General features: G+C 74.1%; 15 protein-coding genes and 1 pseudogene. 6 read left to right on the forward strand and 10 right to left on the reverse strand.

What is annotated here, in order from left to right:
- Positions 1–179: 179 nt before the first annotated feature.
- Together IPL61_32540 and IPL61_32545 are read left to right on the forward strand one after the other, a co-directional pair.
- Positions 180–1,709 (forward strand): hypothetical protein, encoded by a 1,530-nt coding sequence (locus tag IPL61_32540; GenBank protein MBK9035927.1) that lies wholly within the window; start codon positions 180–182, stop codon positions 1,707–1,709.
- Positions 1,706–2,533, forward strand: a complete 828-nt coding sequence (locus tag IPL61_32545) for a hypothetical protein (GenBank protein ID MBK9035928.1) — start codon at positions 1,706–1,708, stop codon at positions 2,531–2,533. The genes IPL61_32540 and IPL61_32545 overlap by 4 nt, the downstream gene beginning before the upstream one ends.
- A 44-nt stretch (positions 2,534–2,577) precedes the next feature.
- On the opposite strand, the gene IPL61_32550 is transcribed toward IPL61_32545, so the two are convergent.
- Together IPL61_32550 and IPL61_32555 are read right to left on the reverse strand one after the other, a co-directional pair.
- On the reverse strand, positions 2,578–5,094 hold the full coding sequence (locus IPL61_32550) for a hypothetical protein (GenBank protein ID MBK9035929.1): 2,517 nt from the start codon (positions 5,092–5,094) through the stop codon (positions 2,578–2,580).
- A gap of 66 nt (positions 5,095–5,160) precedes the next feature.
- Complete coding sequence (locus tag IPL61_32555; GenBank protein ID MBK9035930.1) at positions 5,161–5,625, reverse strand: DUF4112 domain-containing protein; 465 nt, start codon at positions 5,623–5,625, stop codon at positions 5,161–5,163.
- Positions 5,626–5,786: 161 nt separating this feature from the next.
- On the opposite strand from IPL61_32555, the gene IPL61_32560 reads away from it, so the two are divergent.
- Positions 5,787–6,056, forward strand: coding sequence for a GlsB/YeaQ/YmgE family stress response membrane protein (locus tag IPL61_32560; GenBank protein MBK9035931.1), 270 nt, complete (start codon positions 5,787–5,789; stop codon positions 6,054–6,056).
- Between the two features lie 15 nt (positions 6,057–6,071).
- On the opposite strand, the gene IPL61_32565 is transcribed toward IPL61_32560, so the two are convergent.
- The gene (locus IPL61_32565) at positions 6,072–6,521 is read right to left on the reverse strand and encodes a group 1 truncated hemoglobin (GenBank protein ID MBK9035932.1); all 450 of its coding nucleotides are present in this window, start codon (positions 6,519–6,521) and stop codon (positions 6,072–6,074) included.
- A complete protein-coding gene (locus IPL61_32570; protein ID MBK9035933.1) occupies positions 6,518–8,647 on the reverse strand; it encodes a molybdopterin-dependent oxidoreductase in 2,130 nt (709 codons plus the stop codon). The genes IPL61_32565 and IPL61_32570 overlap by 4 nt, the downstream gene beginning before the upstream one ends.
- Before the next feature lie 487 nt (positions 8,648–9,134).
- Here IPL61_32570 and IPL61_32575 point away from each other — a divergent pair, with 487 nt between their 5' ends.
- Positions 9,135–10,514 carry an adenylate/guanylate cyclase domain-containing protein gene (locus tag IPL61_32575; protein ID MBK9035934.1) on the forward strand — a complete coding sequence of 460 codons (1,380 nt, stop codon included), beginning with the start codon at positions 9,135–9,137 and terminating at the stop codon, positions 10,512–10,514.
- Positions 10,515–11,462: 948 nt separating this feature from the next.
- Here IPL61_32575 and IPL61_32580 read toward each other — a convergent pair.
- The 6 genes and pseudogenes from IPL61_32580 to IPL61_32605 form a co-directional block, all read right to left on the reverse strand.
- Positions 11,463–11,678: pseudogene (locus tag IPL61_32580) on the reverse strand (50S ribosomal protein L11 methyltransferase).
- 58 nt (positions 11,679–11,736) lie between these two features.
- Positions 11,737–12,912: a hypothetical protein gene (locus IPL61_32585; protein ID MBK9035935.1), complete on the reverse strand. Its 1,176-nt coding sequence runs from the start codon at positions 12,910–12,912 to the stop codon at positions 11,737–11,739.
- Between the two features lie 45 nt (positions 12,913–12,957).
- Entirely contained in the window at positions 12,958–14,223 is a 1,266-nt protein-coding gene (locus IPL61_32590) for a class I SAM-dependent methyltransferase (protein ID MBK9035936.1), read from the reverse strand.
- 14 nt (positions 14,224–14,237) lie between these two features.
- Complete coding sequence (locus IPL61_32595) at positions 14,238–15,011, reverse strand: DUF1365 domain-containing protein (protein MBK9035937.1); 774 nt, start codon at positions 15,009–15,011, stop codon at positions 14,238–14,240.
- Positions 15,008–16,246, reverse strand: a complete 1,239-nt coding sequence (locus IPL61_32600; protein MBK9035938.1) for an FAD-dependent oxidoreductase — start codon at positions 16,244–16,246, stop codon at positions 15,008–15,010. The genes IPL61_32595 and IPL61_32600 overlap by 4 nt, the downstream gene beginning before the upstream one ends.
- The gene (locus IPL61_32605) at positions 16,243–17,340 is read right to left on the reverse strand and encodes a hypothetical protein (protein MBK9035939.1); all 1,098 of its coding nucleotides are present in this window, start codon (positions 17,338–17,340) and stop codon (positions 16,243–16,245) included. Before IPL61_32605 ends, IPL61_32600 begins: the two co-directional genes overlap by 4 nt.
- 30 nt (positions 17,341–17,370) lie before the next feature.
- Between IPL61_32605 and IPL61_32610 the strand changes: the two genes are divergently transcribed.
- The gene (locus IPL61_32610; GenBank protein ID MBK9035940.1) at positions 17,371–18,075 is read left to right on the forward strand and encodes an alpha/beta hydrolase; all 705 of its coding nucleotides are present in this window, start codon (positions 17,371–17,373) and stop codon (positions 18,073–18,075) included.
- A gap of 32 nt (positions 18,076–18,107) precedes the next feature.
- Positions 18,108–18,926 (forward strand): tetratricopeptide repeat protein, encoded by an 819-nt coding sequence (locus IPL61_32615; protein ID MBK9035941.1) that lies wholly within the window; start codon positions 18,108–18,110, stop codon positions 18,924–18,926.
- Positions 18,927–19,007: the final 81 nt, after the last annotated feature.

The raw sequence follows: 19,007 nt of genomic DNA on the forward strand, positions 1-19,007 counted from the left end.
CCCCACCGGGGTGAACACCGATGACTCAGTGCCGCGAATTGGCGCGCGCCGGTTCATCCTGAAGAGGCGATTCCCCCTGAATTTGAAGTCCGTGCGCGCCACTGGCTGACGCGCTCGCAATACCCGGACGCCTCGGCGACGCCGAAGAAGAGACTGAGCCAGCGTGGTAGCATGATCAGATGCGGAAGATGGCGCTCGGGAGTTTCGTGGTGCTGGGTGCGTTGATTGGCGGCATCGCCATCGCCGACGAGGACGGCAACGAGGGCAGGCGCAAGGAACTGATCGAGGACATCGACGAGGCAGTTGAGGACGCCGGCGACAAGCTATCCGGGTTCGAGTCGGACAGCGACGACAGCGACCTGCGGGATGCGCTGTCGTACATCAGCACGGTCGACTCGCTGGTCGACAAACTCGACGACGTCAAGGGCGGCGACTCCAAGGCCAACGATATCGTGTCGCGCTACCCCCGCTACATCAGCGACTTCCGCCAGGCGGCGCAGCACCTGGGCAAACTCAAGCAGGGACAGCGATTGGCTGATAGCGCCGGCGACAGGTGTACCAACGACGAGGCGAATTTGCAGACGCTGATCCGCAACTACGTCGCCAAGCCCGAGGACTACGACGAGGCCAGAACCAAGCTACCGGAGAAGGCCAACGAGTACCAGAAGGTGTGGCAACCGCTGATGGAGACGTGGAAGCGCAACGACAGCGAGATGGCAAACTATGCCTCGTACGCGCGGTTCTCGGTCAGCGACGGCGAGTGGTCGGAATTGTCGTCGAACATGTCCTCGGCAATCAATAGCATTCACAACTACTGGCGCGAGCGCTATGCCGCCGCTGAGAGGGCGTGCCCGCGGCTAACGCTGGGCGAGAAGCACCCCGACGTCGAGAAGGCTCTCGACGACATGAAGAAGTACACGATGTCGACGAAGGACACGGTCACCCAGCTCAAGAGAGACTACAACGCTTGGCTCAGGGAGGCGCGCAAGGTGCGCGAACTATCGAGCACAACGCGTGACGAGATCCGCAAGGCGATCTGCGAGTCCGGAGAGTATACCGTTAGGCAGAAGGTCGCCGAAGTAGCAGACAAGTGGGCGCGCGACATCGCCGGCGCGCACGGCACCCTTCTCGGTCAAGGCGATCGACTGCGCGATCGATCCAACGAGGACAAGCTCAAGAAGTATAAGGGTTCGAAGGAGGTCCGCGACGGCGTCACTAAGCAGATCGAGATCCTTGAGAAGCTAAAGAACTACGAACTGCTCGGCGCCAACAACCCAAGGGTCAAGGCCCGTCTGGACTGGGGCAACAAGCGCCACGACGAGATCGCGAACGGGATCGGCTGCCAGTACAAAGAAGTGAAGGTCGAGTACTGCAACAATGCAATCCGTCCGGGCTCCGGCTGTCGCGCCGATTGCGTAGTGGTTTCAGGCAGCACCTGCCGCGTCGTCGAGGTCAAGCCCGATAGCGCCGGCGGCAAGGATGAGGGACCGCGGCAGGTCGAGGCCTACATGAGAGGCTTCGAGGAGTGGTTCATCCGCGACCGCAAGGGGCTGTTCGAGAGCTATCCCGCGATGAAACCCTGTGCGCCCGACGACAAGCTGCGCATCGCTACCGACGTAGTGTACTATGAGTTCTGCTCGGGCACGGTGAAGGACGAGTTCGGCGAGAAGATCGATGAGCTATCGTCTGACGTCTCGGAGAGCGAATGACGCAGATCGCGCTCGGCTACTACGCGGTCCACAAGATCGCGATCCACCGATCGGACGCCCTGGTCGAGCGCGTCGCGCGGCTGCTCACCGACGAGCGGTGGCCGTGGCGGCCATCGCTGGTGCGGTCCACCCAGTTTCCAGGCCGGTCGCTGTATCGATGGCCCAAGGGCCGGATTCCGGCCAGCGAGCGCTTCGCGGTAGTGCGCGACCTGCTGCGGTCACCGGAGACCATGGGCGCCAACCTGGTGGCGAGCGACCAGCATCGTAGCAACCACACATGGTTCCACGTCGACTCCGGCCAGGATGGCCAACCGGGCACCAGCCGGCTCGCCTACCCGTTCGAGGCCCGGGCGCTGTGCCTCGTCGACGGTGAGAGGATCGGCGCGTGGGTCGACCTGATGCATGAGCTGAGCGAGGCCATCGAGACACCGAATGCGGTCATTCTCGCCAGCGACAACGAATCATCGCTCGCGTCGCTGCTGTATCACACCGGTGGTGGGCCCTTCCCGAAGGGACAGCACCGCGACGTGCCGCGGTACGAGATCCATCGCGTCAATATGGCCCGCGAGTGGCTCGGCAGCCGCTTCACCCGTCCGCCGGGCTGGGGGACGTACCTGGCGCCCGAGCACCTGGCGACGATCGGCGGGCGCGAGCGCGTCGCAGAGGTCGTGGCACCGCCGATCATGCGTGACGTCGGACGGCTGCTGTACGTCCAGCTGTCGGAGCGGGCCGAGGACGCGCTGGCGCCCGAGCCCCTGGCCCGCAAGCGCGCCTTCTGGGAGCTGCTCGCGCCGGTCACGGTCCCACACCAGGCCATCGGCTGAGCGCGATCAGTCCAGCCGCCGGCGCCGCCCGCGAGGCCGCAGAGCTACGGTGCCACGAGGCGCAGGCGCAGCTGGCGGGTCGCGGCGCCGCCGGTGACGCGCAGCAGCTCGGCGGCGCCGGCGGTGAGGGCGCCGGGGCCGACGACGTCGGCGACCAGCCAGGGGCCGTCGGCGGAGAAGGTGACCGGGGCGCCGTTCCACTGCGCGCCGGTGGTGGTGAGCGGGCCGGGGCCGCGGGCGTAGGTGAGGCCGCCAGCCTCGGTCAGCGTCGCGGCGGCGCCGGGCGCGCCGGCGCACGGGTAGAGCCACACCTCGCGGTCGTCGCCGATCGCGGCGGCGGTGACCAGGCCGGGCGCGGGCGCGGCGTCGACGACGGTGTCGACCTCGGGCGGGTACATCGCCAGCAGCGTGCAGTCGGGCACGAACGCCGGGATCTCGGCCATCGCGGCGGTGGCGGTGATCGGCGCAGCGCCGTCGCTGGTGACCGCGGCCCCGTCGAGGAGGCCGTACCAGGCGCCGGCCGGCAGCGCGACCGCGCGGCTCGTCGCGCCCTCGACCTGGATCGGCGCCACGGCGATGCGATCGCCGAGCAGGTACTCGTCCATCATCGTCCAGCCCGGCGCCCAGGTCGGGTAGTCGAGCACGAACGGCCGGAACAGCGGCGCGCCGGTCGCGGCGGCCTCGGCCGCCATCGCCAGCTGGTACGGCACCAGCTGCATGTGCAGCCGGGCCCAGCGCGCCAGGTGCGCGGTCGACGCCGCGTCGCGCTCCCAGCTCCAGTTCTCGCGGGCGCTGCGGCCGTGGTGGGTGCGCATCACCGGCGACAGCGCGCCGAAGGTCACCCACCGGAACCACAGCTCCTTGGTCACCGGCACCGTGGTCTGGCTCATGTAGCCGGCGATGTCGTGGCCGAAGTACGGGAAGCCGGTCAGGCCCAGGCCGATGCCCATCGGGATCACCGACGGCAGGCCGTCGCCGTCGCTCCAGTCGGTCTGCTGATCGCCGGCCCACAGCACGTGCATGTAGGCCTGCGAGCCCAGGGACGCGGCCCGGGCGAAGAACAGGCGCTCGACGCCGTCGGCCGCCTCGGCGTCGCGCAGCAGGTCGAAGTTGAGCCGGGCCCAGTCGACCGCGTAGCGGTTGTGGTACGCGAGCGCGTCCTCGCCCGAGGCCAGCGTCGCGTCGGGCGGCAGCCACTCGGCGAAGTCGGCCATCCAGCCGTCGCTGCCGATCGCGATCGCGTCGTCGTAGACGTCCGTGGCCCAGGTCACCGCGGCCGGGCTGGTCAGGTCGAGCATCGTCGAGTCGCGGAACTTCACGCCGGTGAACGTGTACGGCGTGCCGTCGGCGCGCTTGATCGTGTGGCCGAGCGCGATCGCCTCGTCGTGGACGTCGGCCTCGATGTCGAGGAACGTGTTGGCGTAGGTCAGGAACTTGAAGCCGGTCTGGTGCAGGTGGTCGGCCAGGCCCTCGAAGTCGGGGTAGATCGTGCGGTCGACCCGCCAGTCCTCCTCGAGGACGTAGCCAGCGCCGGCGCCGGTCTCGTCGTTGCCGCCGCGCCAGTCCTCGGTCCAGATCGCGCTGGTCGGCACGTCGGCGGCGCGCAGCGCGTCGGCGACCCGGCGCACGTTGACCTCGCCGTAGATCGCGTCGAGCCACGGCGCGAACGCGAACGCCGGCGGCACCTCGGGCCGCCCGACCCAGGCGGTCATGCGCGCGATCGCCTCGCGCGGGGTCGGCCCGACGAACAGCCGCAGCGCGAACGCGTGGTCCCAGACCTCGAGCACGGCCTCGTCGGGATCGACGTCGCCCAGCTCGAAGATCGCGCGGCGCGTGGTGTCGACCGCCAGCGCCCAGCCGCGCGACGACAACATCATCGGCATCGGCGTGTGGGTCGAGTGCCGGCGGCCCGTCAGGGCCCAGATGCCGTCGTAGACGTCGTCGTCGAGATCGGGCTTGCCGATGCCGTCCTCCTGCACCCACAGCGGCACGGTCTGGCCGCGGTGGTCGACCGCCCACGACTGGCCGCCGAGGCCCAGGAAGTGCTCGCCGGTGGCGCACTCGAACCCGAGCGCGACCCGGGTGCCGCCGGCCGGCGCGAGGTCGAGGTCGAGCGCGACCTCGCCGCCAGCACCGTCGGCGGTGACCACGACCGCGCCGTGGCCGAGCAGCGCGCCGCCGCGATCGTGCAGCGCGAAGTCGACGCGGTCGGGGCCGGCCACGACCTCGCGCAGCGTGCGGGTGCCGGCCCACGGCGTGTCCTCGTCGACGCCGAACCGGAACGCGCCGAAGCGCATCTCGACGCCGCCGGGCACGCCGCCGAGCACCGGCGCGGTGGCGCGGGTGGCGGCGAAGCCACGGCCGCCGTCGCCGCCGGCCAGGGTCTGCCACAAGACGACGCCGCCGCGGACCACCGCGATCCGGGCCGGCGCGTCCCAGACCCGGAGCTCGAGTTCACCCTGGGTGACGACGGCGGCGGGCGGGCTGGGCGGGTCATCGGCGCAGGCCGCGGCACCCAGGATGGCGGCGGCGGCGACCAGCGACATTCGACGGAGGTCCATGGCCGCCATGGTACCCGGGAACCACGCCCCGCTCCGGTCCGCACGGCGCTCGGGGCAGCCCGCAGGTCAGCCGATCGCACCGATCAAGCGCACGATGCCGTAGATCACGAGCCCGAACATCCCGAGCGCCAGCGCCGCGGCCCCGGCGACGGCCAGCCAGTCGTGCCAGTGGGACCGGCGCGCGGTGCGCGCCTCGAGGAGCGCCAGGTTCTTCGTGTTGGCCTGGATGGCGACGTCGGCCAGGTCGCCGACCACCGGGACCAGGCCGACCGCGGCGTCGACCCCGAGGTTGAGCAGCATGCGCGCGATGACGATCGGCGGCACCTTGCGGCGCACGGCGATCGTCACCAGGTAGCCGCCGAGCACCGCGGTGATCAGATCACCGACGCCGGGCAGCAGGAACCCGACCAGCGGGTCGAGGCCGCGGCGATCGAGCACGCTCACCAGCACGCGCGCGATCCGGAGATCGCGATCGACGACGGGCGCGGCCGCCGGCCGGGCCGGCACCGCGGGGGCCGCGACATTCGTCATCCTGCCATCGTGCGCACCATGGCGCGCGCCGCAAGGCCCTCGGCGCGTGCGCGCTGCCCGCTCGGTGTGCGCCTCCGCTCGGCGGGGCCCCGCGGTCGACGGCCTGGGGCCGTCGCCGCGGGATCGGTCCTTGCACTCGCGTCGACGCGGAGGATCCGACCATGCACCTGCTCTTGATGTTCGTCGTCGGCGTCATCGTCGGGACCGCCGCGCGGCTGGCCAGCCCTTCCCTCACCACCAGCGGGACCGTCACGGTGATCAGCCTGAGCGTCGCCGGCGCCGTGGTCGGCGGGTACATCGGCCAGACGTTCGGCACGTACGGGCTGCCGCCCCAGGCCGCGGCCGTGCTCGCGTCGCTGTTCGGCGCGGCGCTGGTGGTGACCGCGTACGCGACGTTCCCCCAGCGCGGCAGGTTCATGCGCCGCGTCTGATCTGATCGCCCGCGGCTACCCGCGCTTGCCCAGGCCGATCAGCCGCTCGGGCGCGCCGATCGGCGCGGGCCCGGCGATCTGCTCGTGGTTGCAGTCCGAGGTCGGGTCGTTGGTGACCTGGGCCCGCAGCGCGCGGTTGTGCGCCATCAGCGTCTCGATCGCCGCCGGCGGCAGCGCGTGCGCGACCATGGCCTGGCGCCACAGCTCGAGCCGGCGATCGAAGTGCCCGCCGAGGATCGGCACGTGGCGGTGGGCCTCGCGGATCGGCCGGCCGGTGTAGGGCACGGCGCCGCCGAGCATGCGCGCCGCCAGCTCCCACTCGCGCTGGATCAGCCGCGCGCGATCCTTGCCCGCGAACAGGAACCCGATCATCACGTCGGCGAACACCTGCTCGTAGAAGTCGGTGACCATCGCGCGCAGGCGGTCGCCGCCGACCTGCTCGAACAGCGACGCCGCGGCGGTCACGCCACCGCTCCCGCGGCCGCGCGCGCGACCGTCACGTCCTGGCCGGCCAGGATCGCGGTGCCGGTCAGCGCGTCGACGCAGGCCGGGTCGGTGACGTCGTTCATGCTGACGCCGGCGTGGGCGGCGGCGACCGCGAGGCGCGCGCCCTTGCGGTGGTGGCCCCAGCCGTGCGGCAGGCTGACCACGCCCGGCATGATCGACGTGGTCAGCTCGACCGGGACCTCGACCGCGCCGACCGCCGACGCCAGCCGCGCGGTGTCGCCGTCGGCCAGCCCCCGGGCGCCGGCGTCGTCGGGGTGCATCAGCAGCGTGCAGCGCGGCTTGCCCTTCACCAGCCGGGCGCTGTTGTGCATCCACGAGTTGTTGCTGCGCAGATCGCGCCGCCCGATCAGCGTCAGCGCGTCGGCCGGCCGACCCGCGGTCAGGGTCGCGTCGAGCCGCGCCAGGTCGCGCTGGTAGATCGCCGGCGCCAGCTGGACGCGGCGATCACGGTGGCGCAGGCGCGCGGGCAGGCGCGGCTCGAGCGCGCCGAGGTCGAGGCCGTGGGGCGCGGCCCGCAGCTTGGCCATCGACAGCCGGTGCGGCCCGGCCCGCAGGCCCAGCTCGAGGACACGCTCGGGCGGCAGCGCCCGGGCCGCGCGCACCGCCAGGTCGACCAGCGGCCCCGGCACGTACAGGCGCGCGGCCAGCTCGGCGCAGATCTCCCAGTCGTGGCGCTGGTCGTCGCCGCGCGCGAACACCGCCGGCGAGTAGCGCGCGACGTTGCGCACGCTGAAGGCCGCGAACGCGAGGTCGTAGTCGCTGCGCTCGAGCGCCGACGTCGGCGGCAGGATCACGTGCGCGTGCTGCGTGGTCTCGTTGAGGTGGGGATCGATCGAGACCATGAAGTCGAGCGTGGCCAGGGCCCGCTCGAGCCGCGGCCCGCCCGGCGCCGACAGCACCGGGTTGCCGGCGCTGGTGATCAGCGCCCGGATCTGGCCGGGGCCGGCGGTCTCGATCTCGTCGACCAGCGTCACCGCCGGCAGCTCGCCGCCGAACTCCGGCAGGCCGCGCACGCGGCTGTGCCAGCGCGCGAACCCGCCGTCGTAGCCGAGCGTGCGCGCCAGCGGCAGCGCGTCGATGGCCGGGGTCGTGAACATCAGCCCGCCGACGCGATCGAGCGCGCCCAGCACGACGTTGACCGCGTAGCACAGCCACGCGGCGACGCCGCCGAACGCCTGGGTGCACACGCCCAGCCGGCCGTAGACGACCGGGCGCTGGGCCGCGGCCAGCGCGCGCGCGACCGCGGTCACCTGCGCGGCCGTGATGCCGGTGGTGGCCGCGGTCCGCGCCGGCGGGTAGGCCCGCGCGATCGCCTCGAGCTCGGCCAGCCCGTCGGTGAAGCCGGCCAGGCGGCCCGGCCGCGCCAGCCCCTCGGCGAACAGCACGTGCAGCAGCGACAGCAGGAACAGCGCGTCGGTGCCAGGCCGGATGAACAGGTGCTGGCTGGCCAGCGCCGCGGTCTCGGTCGCGCGCGGATCGACGACGATCAGCGACCCGCCCCGGGCCAGGAGCGCCTTGAGCCGGCCCTTGACGTCGGGCGCGGTCATGATGCTGCCGTTGGACGCCAGCGGGTTGGCGCCGAGCGCGAGCATGCAGTCGGTGCGATCGAGGTCGGGCACCGGCATCAGCAGCTGATCGCCGAACATCGTCAGCGCCGCGAGCATGTGCGGGAGCTGATCGAGCGAGGTGGCCGAGTACGCGTTCCTGGTGCCGAGCTTGCGCAGGAGCAGCTGCCCGTAGGTGAGCAGGCCGAGGTTGTGGCCGGTCGGGTTGCCCTGGTAGACCGCGACGGCGTCCTTGCCGTGGTCCGTGCGGATCGCGCGCAGCCGGCGCGCGACCAGCTCGAGCGCCTCGTCCCAGCCGGCCTCGCGCCAGGTCGCGCCGTCGCGGATCATCGGCCGGCGCAGCCGGTCGGGATCGTGGTGCAGGTCGGCCAGCGCCGTGGCCTTGGGGCACAGGTAGCCGCGCGAGAACGGATCGTCGGCGTCGCCCCGGATCGAGGTCACCTGGGCGCCGTCCACGTCGATCGCGACGCCGCAGGTAGCCTCGCACAACGGACAGCTGCGATAATGCGTGGTGGCCATGGTGCTCCGGCCCGGCAGTGTAGCCCGATGACGCCCAAGACGCTCGACGACATCCACCGCCTGCACCCGTGGGACCCGCGCCACGGCGCCGCGCCGTCGCTCGAGTTCCTGTGGCACTTCGAGCTGGCGGCGGCGCCGGCCGACGTGTGGCGCTGGACCGCCGACACCTCGCGGCTCAACCGCGCGCTCGGCACCGCCGAGATGACGTTCGAGGAGCGCGACGGCCGGCGCTTCGGCACGTCGACCAGCGGCGGCCGCCACCACGCGTGGCACGAGGTGCCGTGGAACTGGGTCGCGGGCGAGTGGCTCGAGTGCGTGCGCGTGTACCGGCGCGGCTACCCGCGCGCGATGCACGCGGTCCAGCGGGTCGAGCCGCGCGGCGCCGGGTCGACCTTCACCGCCTACTTCGGGTTCGCGCCGCGCGGCGTGCTCGGCGCCGGCGGCGATCAAGCTGGGGTTCGGCTCGCTCGAGCGCGGCTACCGGCGGGTGCTGGCCGACCTCGATCGCCAGGTGACCAGCCTGGCCCCAGTGCTGGCGCTGGCGCCGCCGCCGCTGCCGCCCGACACGCTGGCGCGGATCGCGACCATCCGCGCCGAGCTGATCGCCAAGGGGCTCGATCGCGCCGGCGTCGACCGCCTGGTCGAGTTCGTCACCACCGCCGACGACCTCGACGTCGGCCGGATCCAGGTGCGCGAGCGCGCGCGGGCCTGGGGCCTCGACGAGGATCGCCTGCTCGCGGTGTCCCTGCACGCGACCCGGGCCGGCCTGCTCGAGCTGTCGTGGGACCTGGTGTGCCCGCACTGCCGCGGCGCCGGCGGCGTGCCGGCGCTCGGCGCGCTGCCCAGCCACGGCCACTGCGAGCTGTGCCGGATCGACGTGCACGCCGATCGCGACAACGCCATCGAGATCACCTTCCGCGTCCACCGCTCGATCCGGGTCGTGCCCGAGCGGAGCTTCTGCAGCGCCGAGCCGGCCCGCAAGGATCACATCCGCGTGCAGTGGGTGGTCCCGGCCGGCGCCACCGCCGAGCTGGCCCCGACCCTGGCGCCGCGCCGCTACCGGGCCCGGGTCGAGGGCGCGGAGGAGTACGGCTACCTCGACGTCGCGCCGGCCGGCGCCGACCTTGTCGACTGGAAGGCCAGCGCTCCGCCCGACGCGCCGGCGGTGACGTCGACGCCGCGGCTGCGGCTGGCCAACGATCGCGCCGAGGACGCGGTGTTCATCGTCGAGGACGCCACCTGGTCCGACGTGGCGCTGCGGCCGGGGCGGCTGCTGTCGTTCCAGGACTTCCGCGACCTGTTCAGCGAGGAGTACCTGGGCGCCGACGTCCAGCTCGCGATCGGCGAGCAGACGATCCTGTTCACCGACATGGTCGGCTCGACCGAGCTCTACGCGACCCGCGGCGACCCGGCGGCGTTCGTCGAGGTCCGCCGCCACTTCGCCGAGGTGTTCCGGATCATCGCCGAGCACCGCGGCGCGGTCGTCAAGACCATCGGCGACGCCGCGATGGGCGCGTTCGGCGATCCGCTCGACGCGGTCCGGTGCGCCAAGGCGATCCACGATCGGTTCCCGCCCGGCTGCGCCGACTCGGTCGCGGTGCTGCGCATCTCGCTCAACACCGGGCCCTGCATCGCGGTGCGGCTCAACGCCAACATCGACTACTTCGGCGGCACGGTCAACGTGGCCGCGAAGCTCCAGGCCCTGGCCGAGGGCTGGCAGATCGCGATGGCGCGCGCGACCTGCGACGCGCCAGGCGTGGCGGCGTGGCTGCGCGAGCAGGGCGCGGACCTCGAGGACGACGTCTACCGCTCGAAGGCGCTGCGCGATGAGGTCGCGGTCCAGCGCTGGACCGTGCACCGCCGCTGACGACGCGCTCAGCCGACGCGCTCAGCCGACGCGCTCAGCCGGCGCGATCAGCCCGCGCCCTCAGCCCGCGCGATCGAGCGCGCGCAGGAGCGCGAGGATCTCGGCGCGCGCCTCGGCCGGCGCGCCGAACTGCGCCGGCAGCGCCGCGGCCAGCCGCGCGGCCAGCGCGTCGACGTCGACCGTCGCCGGGGGCTCGGCGCCCAGCGCGGCGGCCCAGGCCCGCAGGTGCGGTGGCGCCGGCAGCGGGCCGCCGCGGCGCACGCCCAGCTGCGCCAGCAGATCGTCGCGCTCGCCGACCAGCGCGTCGACCGCGTCCATCGTCCGCACGTCGGCGCCGTTGCGCACGGTCCAGGTCCAGGTGTCGCGCTCGAACAGCACCCGCGGCACCAGCTCGATCGTCAGCGCGTCGCCGGACCGGGCCGGCAGCGGCGGCTCGAGCGGAAACACGGTCTGGACCCAGTGCGTCGCGGTGGCGCCGACCGCGCTGGTCAGCTCGATCCCGGGCGCGAGCGTGGCCACGAAGCTGACCGCGATCGCGGTGACCGGGCCGTCGACGGTGACCGGCGCCGTGGCCGTGAACGTCGTCGGCGCCGGCCCGGCCAGCGCGACCGTCGGCCCCGCGACCTCGGGCCCGACCAGATCGTCGGCCGTCAGCCGCGCGAGCGTCACGCGGTGGCGCAGGCGCTCGCCGAGCGCGCCGAGATCGAGCCCGCTCACGTCGGCCAGCGCCGCGAGATCGGCGGCGAGGCCGCGCGGTCGCGCCGCGGCGCACACCAGCCGGTAGCTCCCTGGGATCGACACCGCGTCGGCGGTGCCCCAGGTCCGCGCGCGCCGGTACAAGCGGTGCGCGTCCTCGGCCGGCGCGAAGTGCCCGAGCAGCTCGGCCACGATCACCCGCGGCGGCCGCGGAAGGGCCTCGACCTCGAGCGCGTCGGCGCGGATCGGCACGACGACGTCGGCCAGGCCGTTGGCGGCGATCAGCGTCCGCGCCAGCGCGATCGCGCCGGTGCGCTCGATCGCGTAGACCACCGCCGCGCCGGCCCGGGCGGCCAGCATCGCCAGCACGCCGGTGCCGGTGCCCAGATCGACGACGACGTCGCCGGGGCGCACGGTCGCGGCGATCGCGCGCGCGTAGGCGTCGAGCCGGACCCGATCGAGCACCATCGCGGCCTGCTCGGCCGGATCGGCGTAGCCGAACAGGCTCGGCACCGTCAGCCCCCGATCACGGCGGGCACAGGCGCATCGACCACAGCTGCGTGATCGACGCGTTGACCTCGATCCAGAACAGGAACGCGTCGTCGCCGTGGGTGGCCAGGTCGTAGGCGCGGAAGCCGGTCGAGGTGTAGACGATCGCGGCGTCGCCGCCCGGCAGCGGCTCGGCGTCGGGCCCCAGCAGCGCGCGCCCGAGCCGATCGCCGGTGACCTGGAACGCGAACCACACGCCGGCCGAGGTGGTGCCGAGGCGCGGGTTCGAGGCCGAGTTGGTGCCGTCACCGTAGACGGCGTGGTACGGCGGCAGCGCGCCGGTGGGCGGCCCGCCGGTGGTCCAGACCGCGTCGTTGTCGCAGTTCCAGGCGGCGACCATCGAGGTCGCGTCGGGCGACAGCGCCAGGCTGGCGTTGTGGCACGTCATCGAGATGGCCTGGCGCGACAGGTCCTGGGCAACGAGCGCGCTGTCGGTGAGCACGACGTCGCAGTTGCTGCTGTTGCCGGTGATCGTGGCGAAGCCGCCACCGAACGGCCGCGCCGCGACGCTCTCGGTGTCGACCGGGAACAGCGGCGCCGGGCCGGTCGCGGCGTTGCCGTCGAGGTCGCGCGTGAACGCGACGGTCTCGCCGCCGGTCGACGCCGCCGCCGTGACCACGAACCGGCCGCGCGCCGGATCGGCGGTGACCCAGTCGTGGCCGCGGGCGCGGTAGCCGTCGATCCGCACCTCGCCGCCGCGGTCGTAGCCGGTCTCGGCCAGCGGGAACACCTTGAGCGCGTCGGCGTTGACGTCGTCGACGCCCAGCAGCACCTGATCGCCGATCGCCGCCAGCGCCATCGGGCCCTCCTTGACGGTGAGCATCGAGTCGGACTGGATCGTGTGCAGGTACGGGCCGCTGGCGTCGGACGAGATCGCCAGGCCGCTGGTGTGGGTCTGGGTGCTCCCGGCCTGCCACCCGGCCACGAACCCGGTCGTGGTCGCGGCCACGTCCAGGTAGAACGACGACGCGCCGCCGGCGCCGGTGTCGCCGAGGTCGATCAGCAGGACCGGCGCGTCGCACGCCATGAACGTGCCGATCGGGCCGGCGTCGACGGCGACGTCGACGTCGCCGCCGTCGGTCGAGGTCGGCTCGTAGCCGATGCGGCCACAGCCGGCGAGCGCCAACCCGACCGCGATCGTGCGCAACCTCATGGCGGCGAGTCTACCGCAGCCCAGGCGGTCGCGGGCCCGCGACCGTCACGTGCGGGTCAGCACGAGCTGGTGGTCGGCCAGCGTGCGCTCGGCGAACGCGGCCTCGGAGAACGCCAGGTACAGGGTCCAGGCCCGCACGAACGTGTCGTCGAAGCCGAGCGCGCGCACCGTCGGCAGCGCCGCGGTGAACCGCGCCCGCCACGCCGCCAGGGTCGGCGCGTACTCGGGCCCGATGTCGTGGGCCGCGGTCAGCGCGAGGCCGGTGCCGGTCAGCGCGGCCTTGATCGCGCCCAGCGACGGGATCAGCGACCCGGGGAAGATGTAGGTCTGCATCCAGTCGACCGAGCGCCGGTAGGCCTCGAAGCGCTCGTCGGGCATCGTGATCGACTGGATCGCCGCGCGCCCGCCCGGCCGCAGGCGCTCGGCGACCACGCCGAAGTACCGCGGCAGGAACTCGTAGCCGACCGCCTCGAGCATCTCGCACGACACGATCGCGTCGAAGCGCCCGCGCACGTCGCGGTAGTCGCACAGCTCGAAGCGCACGCGGTCGGCCAGCCCCTCGGCCTGGGCCCGGGCCTGGGCGTGCTCGAGCTGGGCCGGCGACACGGTGATCGCGGTGACGCGACAGCCGCGGGTGCGCGCCGCGTGCAGCGCCAGCGCGCCCCAGCCGCAGCCGATCTCCAGCACGCGATCGCCGGGGCCGATCCCGGCCAGCGCGCACAGCCGCTCGAGCTTGGCCCGCTGGGCCTCGGCCAGCGTCGTGGCGTCGGTCCAGACGCCGCACGAGTAGACCAGCTCGTCGTCGAGGAACTGCTGGTAGAAGCGGTTGCCGAGATCGTAGTGGGCGGCGATGTTGCGGGCGCTGCCGGCGCGATCGTTGGCGGCCCGGCGGTGGCGCCACAGGCTCGGCAGGCGCGCCAGCCGGGTCATGGCCGACTCGACGCCGCGGGCGCCGGTCGCGCGCAGGAACCACCGCAGCGCCGCCGGCAGATCGTCGGCGTCCCAGTCGCCGGCGGTGTAGGCCTCGCCGGCGCCGAGCTCGCCGCGCCACAGCATCCGCGCGAACGCGCGGTCGTCGTGGACCCGCACGGTCGCGAGCGGCTGGGCGCCGGCGCCGAGCGCGCGGCGGGCGCCGTCGGGCAGGATCAGATCGACGCGGCCCGGGCTGTCGGCGGCCAGGGCGCCCAGCACCAGGCGGCGGGCCGCGTGCCGGACCGGGCCGATCAGCCGCGGCATCGGCACCACCAGCGGGTGGGCCGCCGCGGACGCGGGGCGGATCGAGGTCGACTGCATGTCGGGGCTTGGATGCATGACCGGCGCCGACGTTACAGGGGCGCGGGCCGATGGTCCGGGGCGGGCCGGCGGAACGGCACCCCGCGCAGGTGATTCCACACCGCCTCGCCGTAGATCAGCGCGATCACCTGCACGCTCATCAGCGGATACCGCACCGCCGCGCGGACCAGCGCCCGGTCATCGAGCGCGACCCGGGCGCCGCGCAGGTGCGCGACGAACACCCGCGCGCCGTCGGGCCGATCGACGTCCATGCGCACGTCGAGGCCGTCGCCGTCGGGAGGCCCGGCGTCGAACTCGAACTGGTAGCGGGCGTCGCCGTGCAGGAACGGCGACACGAAGAACGTGCGGTCGACGACGAACCGCGCCCGCCCCGGCCCGGCCGGCGCCCGCTCGGCCGGCCCGAGCGCGTAGCGGTGGCGGCCGCCGTAGTTGTTGCGGACGTCGGCGATCACCGACTGCAGCGCGCCGGCGGGGTCGTAGCCGAGGAAGAAGCTGACCGGGTTGAACACGTAGTTGGCGGTGCGGAGCTGGGTCACGAGGCGCGCGCGGGCCGGGCGCGGCAGCCCGGCCTCGGCGAGGCGCGCGTGGTACCCGGCGACCAGGCCCCGACCGGCGTCGTCGTAGTCGACGTCGTGCAGCGACCACAGGTTGGCGCGGTTGTGCGAGAACAGCCGCAGCGCGCGGTGCAGCGCCGGCAGCTCGTCGAGATCGAGGTGGGCGGTGACGATCGGGTAGCGGAACTGGCGCGCGTGCTGATCGCGCCGCACGTGCACGAGGTGGCCGCGGTACAGGGCCGAGCGGATCACGCGCCCTCGTCGGCGAGCAGCCGCGCCGCCGCGAGCTGCCCCGAGCGCAGCCCGTCCTCGTGGAAGCCGAACCCGGTCCAGGCGCCGGCGAAGTAGGTCCGGGCCACGCCCTGCAGGCGCGGCAGCGCGGCGTGGGCGTCGATGGCCGCGAAGTCGAACTGCGGGTGGCGGAAGGTCGCGACGTGGTGGACCGACGTCAGCGGCCGATCGGGGTTGAGCGTGACCAGGTAGGTCGGCGCCGCCGGCAGGCCCTGCAGGCGGTTCATCCAGTAGGTGACCCGGGCGCGCGCGCCGCCGGCGGTGTAGTTCCACGACGCCCACGCCCGGCGGGCCCGCGGCATCACCGACGCGTCGCTGTGCAGGACCGTCCGGTTTTCGGACGTCGTGAGCGGGCCGAGCCAGCGGGCCTCGTCGGCGGTCGGCGTCGCCAGCAGGCCGACCGCGGCCTCGGCCGAGGTCGCCAGCACGACCCGATCGAACCGCCGCTCGCGCCCGGCCGCGACCACGGTGACGCCGGTCGGGTCGCGGTGGATCGCGGTGACCGCGGCGTCGGTCGTGACCGCGAACCGGCCCTGGGCCAGGAGCGCGCGCACGTACGCGGCTCTGCCGCCGACGACGGTCCGCCACGCGTGCGGCCGGGTCGCGCGCAGCATGCCGTGGTGGTCCATGAACCGCAGGTAGGTCTCGGCCGGGAAGCTGCCGCACCGATCCGGCGCCAGCGACCACAAGGCCGAGGCCAGCGGCACGACGAACCGGTCGCGCACGTCGGCCACGACCCGGCGATCGCGCAGCCACTCGTCGAGCGTGGCCCGGCGGGTGCGCGCGCTGCCGAGATCGGCGCGGCCGACGCGGAGCAGGCGCACGACCTCGGCCAGGAACCGCCAGTGCCGGGCCGAGACCAGGTTGCGCGGCTGCGCGAACCAGCCGGCCGGCGACGCGCTCGACCACTCGAACCGGCCGTCGCCGTCGGGCAGCGCCACCGAGAACGACATCGCCGTGGCCCGCGACGCCAGCCCGAGCTCGTCGAGCAGCGCGCTGAAGCGCGGGTAGCTCGGCCGCGAGAACACGATGAAGCCCATGTCGACCGCGGCGCCGTCGACGTCGACGGTGTAGACGTGGCCGCCGGCCCGGGCGCCGGCCTCGAGCACGGTCACGTCCGCGCGGCCGGCCAGCGCGCGCGCGGCGCCGAGGCCGGCGACGCCGGCGCCCACGATCGCGACCGAGGGACGAGTCACGAACCAGTTCGTAGCACCACGCCGCGCCAGCGCACGGGCGTGGGCGGCGCCAGCCCGTGGCCGTCGCGGATCAGCGCCGCGAGCGCGAAGCCCGGCGCGGCCACGGCGCGCGCGGCCTCGTCGGTCAGCGGGATGGTCGCGGTCAGCGTGGCCCGGGCGCCGGCCGCCAGCGCGCCCAGGTACAGCACCCGGCCGTCGAGCTCCGTGCTCGACGACGCCAGCACCACCCGCAGGCCGTAGCCGCGCCCGGGGCCGACGTTGTCGATCGGCAGCGCGACCTTGAGGCCGCCGTCGCCGAGGCTGACCGCCAGCGGCCCCGGCTCGTACTGCGCGACCTTGCCCAGCTCGGCCAGGGTCGGCACGGTCGCGTCGAGGCCGCGCGCGGCGAAGAACCCGGCCCGCGCCGCCGCCAGGGTCGACGCGTCGATCACCGTGTCGAGCCGCGCCGCGGTCCCGTCGGCGCGCACCAGATCGATCGCCAGATCGAGCGCCTGCAGCCGCGGCTCGAACGCGTCGACGAAGTCGAACGGCGACAGCGCGAACGCGCCGTCCGCGTCGACCGCGCCCTCGATGTGGAGGCCGCTCCACAGCACCGTGGCGTGGCGGCCCGCGACCGGCCGCGCGCCGCAGCGCTCGTCGGGGCCGGGCCGCCGCACCTCCTGGACCCCGGTCGGGTTGCGCTCGATCGTGTTGCCGACCAGCGGCCCGATCACCAGCGGCAGGCCGACGGCGATCGCGCCCGGGCCGACGTACGACAGCGGCGTGCCGCCCGGGTCCTCCGACAACAGGCCCGCGGTCGCGGCGACGAAGCCCAGGCCGGAGGTGATGACGCCGACCACCAGGGTCGCGGCGTTGGGCTTCTGCCGCACCACATCGAAGCTGGCGACGTCGGTCGTGGTCTCGGTCGCGCACAGCAGCGGCTCGACGAACACCAGCCGACCGCGGTCGTCGATCTGGGGCACCAGCGGCAGCACCCGCGGCGCCGCCGCCGTGCGCACGGTCCGCACCTCGCCGGTGCGCGTGTCCTGGAACCGGATCGACGCGTGGCACGCGCCGACCAGCGCGAGCGACAGGACCAGGGCGCGGCGGGTCACCGGCGCCATGGTATCGCGATACCGTGGGCCATGGCCCGGACCCCCGCCGCCGTCATCGTCGACGCCGCCACCGCGGTCGCGATCCCGGCCGGCGCGGCGACCATCGCCGGACGGCTGTGGCGGCCGCCCGCGGCCCGGGCGCTGTACGTGCTCGGCCACGGCGCCGGCGCCGGCATGCACCACCCGTTCATGATCGCGATCGCCGCGGCCCTGGCCGAGCGCGCGATCGCGACCCTGCGGTGGGAGATGCCGGCCATGACCGCGGGCCGCCGCATGGCCGACCGGCCCGCGGTGGTGCGCCCGCTGGCCCGGGCCGCGTGCGTCCACGCCGCGGCGCTGGCGCCGGCGCTGCCGCTGATCGCGGGCGGCAAGTCGATGGGCGGGCGCATGACGTCCGAGGCCGCGGCCGCGGCGCCGATCCCGGGGCTGCGCGGCCTGGCGTTCCTGGGCTTCCCGCTGCACCCGGCCGGCGCGCCGGCGATCACCCGCGCGGCGCACCTCGACGCGATCGCGCTGCCGATGCTGTTCGTGTCGGGCGGCAAGGACGCGCTGGCCACGCCGGCGCTCCTGGCCGAGGTGATCGAGCGGCTGGGCCCGCGCGCGCGCCTGCGGGTGATCGCCGAGGCCGACCACGGCCTGGAGGCGCCGCGCAAGGCCGGCGTCGACCCGATCGCGATCGCGGCCGATGAGATCGCCACCTGGAGCGACGCGCTCCCGGCTGCGCCTGTTCCTTGACACCGCCGATCACGTGCGCAAATCATGGCGCCGTGTGGTCGAGCTACTCCCCGCGTCACGCGGCCTCGCTGCTCGGCGTGCCCGAGTCGACGGTGCGCGGGCTGGCGCGCGCGGGCGTGATCGCCGCGGGGGTGCTGCCGCTCAAGCTCAGCTTCCGCGACCTGGCGACCCTGCGCGCGGTCAAGGCGCTCGTCGCCGGCGGCGTGCCGCTGGCGCGGGTGCGGCGTGAGCTGGTGGCCCTGCGCCAGCGCCTCGACGCCGGCACGTCCCTGGCCGAGCTGCCGCTCGAGGTCCGCGACGGCCACGTCGCGATCCGCGGCGAGGCCGCGCCGCTGACCGGCCAGCTGTCGCTGCCGTTCGCGCCGGTCGCGGCGGCGGCGCCCGACGGCGCGCTCCACGAGCTGCCGACCCGCCCGGTCGAGGCGCCCGAGCCGGCGCCGGCGCTGACCGGCGACGACTGGTTCGATCGCGCGATCATCCTCGAGGACAGCGACGCCGCCGCCGCGATCGACGCCTACCGGCGGGCGGTGCGGCTGCGGCCCGATCACGTCGAGGCGTGGATCAACCTGGGCCGCCTGCACGCCGAGGCCGGCGCCGGCCCGGCCGCCGCCGAGTGCTTCGGCCACGCGCTCGCGCTCGATCCCACCGACGCCACGGCGCTCTACAACCTCGGGGTCGTGGCCCAGGACGACGGCCGCGAGGCCGACGCGATCGTCTTCTACTCGCGCGCGCTCGAGCTCGACCCCGGCCTGGCCGAGGCCCACTACAACCTGGCGACGCTGTTCGATCAGAGCGGCGACTCGCGCTCGGCCATCCGCCACATCAACGAGTACCGCAAGCTGACGCGGTAGCGCGGGTTTCGGTTCCGGCTCCGGCTCCGCGGCCGGCTCCGGCTCCGGCTCCGCGTCCGGCTCCGCGTCCGGATCCGCGTC

It is taken from the genome of Myxococcales bacterium, assembly GCA_016717005.1.
Taxonomy (GTDB): Bacteria; Myxococcota_A; Polyangia; order Haliangiales; family Haliangiaceae; genus UBA2376.